The sequence below is a fragment of the Veillonella parvula genome (assembly GCF_032575955.1).
Classification (GTDB): domain Bacteria; phylum Bacillota; class Negativicutes; order Veillonellales; family Veillonellaceae; genus Veillonella; species Veillonella parvula_J.
The window spans coordinates 1-4,773 of sequence record NZ_JAWFXN010000021.1 but is presented as its reverse complement, the minus strand read 5'-3'; the positions used below and the strand labels follow the sequence as shown (position 1 = coordinate 4,773).

Below are 4,773 nucleotides of genomic sequence, written 5' to 3'. Positions count from 1 at the left end.
GTTTCTACATGAATGAAATGGTGATCTTCAGCTTGAACGAAGCTATGAAAGACGGCAATAATCGCGTGAAACCTGTGGACGAAAAAATGGCTCCTGCGATGGACGAACTTTCTACAGTAGACCTTCGCAAAGCGATTAATGCGCCCACAATTCAATAAAATAATTTAATAGAATGAATAAGAATATCGAGGACTGTCCGAGTGGGTAGTACCTCGATATTTTTTTATATATCGAAATAATCTAAACGTATAATTTCATGAAAATAAAATGAAAAAAATTTTACTTTTTCAGAAATATGTGGTATTTTAGTAATATATTTTTAAAAATATCGATATATTCTCATTGATTATCGATTTATTTCTAAGATTTTTATGTAAGTGGATATAGTTAGTTTGCTTTAAAGGAGAAAGATTAATGAATCGAGTATTTAAAGTGATTTGGAATCGCACAAAGGGCTGTTATGTTGTTGTGGCAGAAACAGCAAAGAACATGACGAAACGTTCCTCTTTGTCGGTTGTATTCTCTAAAATGGTAGGTACTACAGCAGTTGCCATTATGTTGACAGGCGTTATGATGCCTACGGATGCGTTGGGGGCACCTATTACAAGAGGTACTGGTGCGACAGCAGAAAATGACGGCGGTATTGCTGTAGGTGAAAGAACAAATGCTCGCGGTGACTATAGTGTGGCTATGGGTACAGACGCTACTGTTGGTAAAAATGATCCATCCGAATCTGAAAGCCAAAACGGTATCGCTATCGGTCATGGTGCTACAGTAAGTGTTAACCCTGCTACAGCAACACCAGGTATTACAGATAAGAGCGGTGGTATTGCCATCGGTCATGATGCGACAACTAAGGATATCAATACAATTGCTATTGGTACAAGCACTATCGGTCAAGGTGCGCAAGCTGTAGCTATTGGTCGTAATGCGCGCACAATTGCTAATAACGGCGTAGCTATCGGTAATGAAGCACGCGTACAATCCACGAACGGCTTTGCCCTTGGTAATAATGCACGTGCCGGATTTGATGAAGCTAATCAATTGATAGGCCTTGATAATGATCAGGCTTTCGGTTCCAATGCGCGTGCTTATGGTGGTTCATCCATGGCGTTTGGTAATAATGCAAAGGCGTCTAAAGGTGGTGCTGTTGCTATGGGTAACGGCTCTCAATCTCGCGGTGAGTGGGGCGTAGCCATCGGTAATGGTGCAAAAGCATTAGCACAAGGTGCCCGTGCTATTGGTGCTAACTCTACAGCTGATGCAACTAATGCAGCTGCTATGGGCTGGGATAGTGAAGCCACTGGAGCGTCCTCCATTGCTATAGGTGAAACAGCAAAGTCAACAGGTACTAATTCTATTGCTATCGGTACAGGTGCAAAGGCAACCGGTGAAAGTACTGTAGGAACAAATATTCCGACAAGTACGGTGGCTATCGGTCATGGTGCACAAGCGTTGGAAAATGGGGATGTTGTTATCGGTCGTTCCGCAAAGAGTATTGTTTCTACGGAACATGGAAATCCTGGATCTGGCGCTGTTGTTATGGGGGCGGATGCCGCTTCTTACGGTGCTCGTGGTGATGTAGCTATCGGTGCATCTGCGGAAACAAATGTAAAAATTAAGAACGCTGGTGGCACTGTTAATCCTAAATATGCTCAAGGTGTAGCTATTGGTAGCACTGCAAAAACTTATGGTACACAGTCTCTTGCATTGGGTGCAGATACAAGAGCTATCGGTAATTCATCTGTTGCCATCGGTGGTGATGATATCGATATGGCTCGTACTGAATTGGAAACAGCTGTGCCTCAATTGGCTGTAGGAAACGGTATTAAAAAGAGCTTTAACAAGGAAATTGAAGATAAATTCGCGGGCACTCTTGGTTCGGCATCTATTAATGTAAAAGGTAAATATGCAAATACAGCAGCTATCGGCGATGCAACTACGGCTATCGGTACATTGAGTGAAGCCTATGGTACAGGCTCTACAGCAATTGGTATCAACTCTTTGACTAAAGGCGTAGCCAGCACAGGTATCGGCATCATGGCACGTAGCTGGGGAATAAATTCTCTTGCTCTTGGTACACAGGTTGGTGCTTATGGTGATCGTTCATCCTCTATCGGTGATACGAACCAGGTCGGTTTAGATATGAAAGACGGTTCTAAATCCGGGAAAGAGTCTGCTGCTGTTGGTTCTAAGAATACGATTTACGGCAATCAGGCGTATGCTATTGGTGCAGGAAATACTATCGGTTCCGCTACTGTTGTGACCACGACGGAAGCAAACGGTAGTGGTGCAGGTGCTGACCAGGATAAAATTACAACTGTTACTGCCGGTACTGTTAAGGGTAATATGTCTGGTGCATTCGGCTATAAGAATAGTATTACAGCCGATAGTTCTTATGCAGTAGGTAGTAATTCCAATGTTTCCGCTGATGGAGCTATGGTTCTCGGGAACAATGCTTCCGTAACAGCGAAAAATGCTGTGGCTCTCGGTAATAATACAAAGGTAGATAATGAAAGTGCTGTAGCATTGGGTACAGGTTCTGAAACAGCAGCAGCTGTGGCGACACCTTCTGCAACTATTAACGGGACTGTACATAACTTTGCAGGTATTAACCCAGCATCTACCGTAAGTGTAGGCAAGGCAGGCATGGAACGGACCGTTACTAATGTAGCAGCAGGTCGTATTTCCGCTACTTCTACGGATGCTATCAATGGTAGTCAATTGCATGCTGTTACTTCAGAGATGGATAAGGGTGTGGCATATGCCGGTGATGTGAAAGCTGCATCGGCTACAGCTAATCAATTTACTCGTAAACTTGGTGAACAGACGAATATTATCGGTGGTGTGACTGATCCGACAAAATTGTCTGATAACAATATTGGTGTTGTATCTAATGGATCGGATACGTTGAATGTGAAACTAGCTAAAACATTGACAGGTTTGGACAGTGTTACAGCCGGAAATACAACGATCAATAATGGTGGCTTAACTGTAGACGGTAAGACTTATGTAACGCCAAACGGTATCAATGCGAACAATCAAAAGATTACCAACGTGGCGGACGGTAGCAATCCTAATGATGCGGTTAACTACAGCCAATTACAAAAGGCTATCGGCGGTACTGCGAAGGCATCTAGTGTAAAAGCAAAGGATACGAATGTAACCGTAACAGAAGGTACAAATGCAGCAGGCGGTAAGGAATATACTGTTGGCTTAGGTGATAAGATTACTGTAGGCGGTACGACAGCGGCACATCCTGTAACTGTGGACGGCACTACAGGTCATGTAACAGGTCTTACCAATACGGACTGGGATGTAGATCATCCTGTAGCTGTATTTGGTCGTGGCGCTACTGAAGATCAATTGAAGAAGGTTAACGATAAAGTTAACACGAATAAGTCCGCTATTGATAAAAATGCCGGAGATATCGCTAATAATAAGAATGATATCAATAAAAACAAGCAGGACATCGCCGATAATAAACAAAACATTGCGAAAAATGCCGGGGATATCGTGAATATTAATAAGACTCTTGATAAGGGTTTGAATTTCGCTGGTGATACTGGTGCTGTAAGCAACAGAAAATTAGGTGATACCGTAACTATCAAAGGTGGTGCTGATGCAGCTAAGTTATCCGACAATAATATTGGCGTTGTATCTGACGGTAATGGTACATTAAATGTAAAATTGGCCAAAGAATTACAAGGATTAACATCCACAACTTTCACAAACGGTGGTAATAATACTGTTATCAACGGTGATGGTATGACAATTAATCCTGCTGGTGGTAATAAGGTAAGCCTCACAAAAGATGGTTTAAACAACGGCGGTAATACGATTACCAATGTAGGACCTGGTGTGAACGGCACAGATGCAGTTAATAAAAATCAATTAGATAGTGCTATATCTGGTGCAAAGACAACTGTAAGCGGCAGTAATAATATTGAAGTAGTTTCATCAAGTAAGGCGGGTAGTGGTACAAATTACGAAGTGAAACTAAAAGATACAATAACATTGGGCTCTGATGCTACAAAACAAATTGCGTTGGACGGTACTACAGGCACAATCAAGGCTGGTGATAAAGTTACAATCGATGGCAATAAAGGTACTATTAAAGCTGGCAACGTAACAATTGACGGTGAAAACGGTACCATTAAAGCTGGCGACAAGGTAACTATCGATGGTAAAGATGGTAAGATTGCGGCAGGCAAGGTATCTGTTGATGGTAAAGACGGTTATGTGACAGGTCTAGAAAACAAAGATTGGGATCCTGACAACATCACAAGCGGTCGTGCTGCTACAGAAGACCAATTGCAAAAATCTCACAAATCTTTAGATAATAAGATTAACAACCTAAGTGATGAAATCACGAAAAAAGGTTTGAACTTTGGTGCTAATAGTGGTAATCCAGTTCATAAAAACTTAGGTGAAACTGTATCTGTTGTGGGTACAGGCGACAAAGCTGATACTAATTACTCTTCCGAAAATATTAAAACAAAAATTAATGCGGACGGTAATATAGAGGTTATGATGGATAAAGACCTCAAAGCTGACAGCGTAACTACTGATAAGGTAAAAGTTGGTAAAAACGGTAAGGACGGCGTATCCATTACTGGTCCTAACGGTGCTGACGGTACAGACGGCAAGGTAGGTATCACAGGCAAAGACGGTAAAGATGCTGTATCTATGTTCGGCAAAGACGGTGTTGGTCATATCGGTTTAACTGGCAAAGACGGCCGTAATGCGGATATTACCGTTGATAAAGGTGAT

Annotated in this window: 1 protein-coding gene; it reads left to right on the top strand. The window is 42.2% G+C overall.

Going from position 1 to position 4,773, the window contains the following annotated elements; translation table 11 throughout:
* Positions 1 to 414: 414 nt before the first annotated feature.
* Positions 415 to 4,773: ESPR-type extended signal peptide-containing protein (locus E7L28_RS09755; protein WP_316711642.1), on the top strand; the 4,359-nt coding region annotated here is incomplete at its 3' end.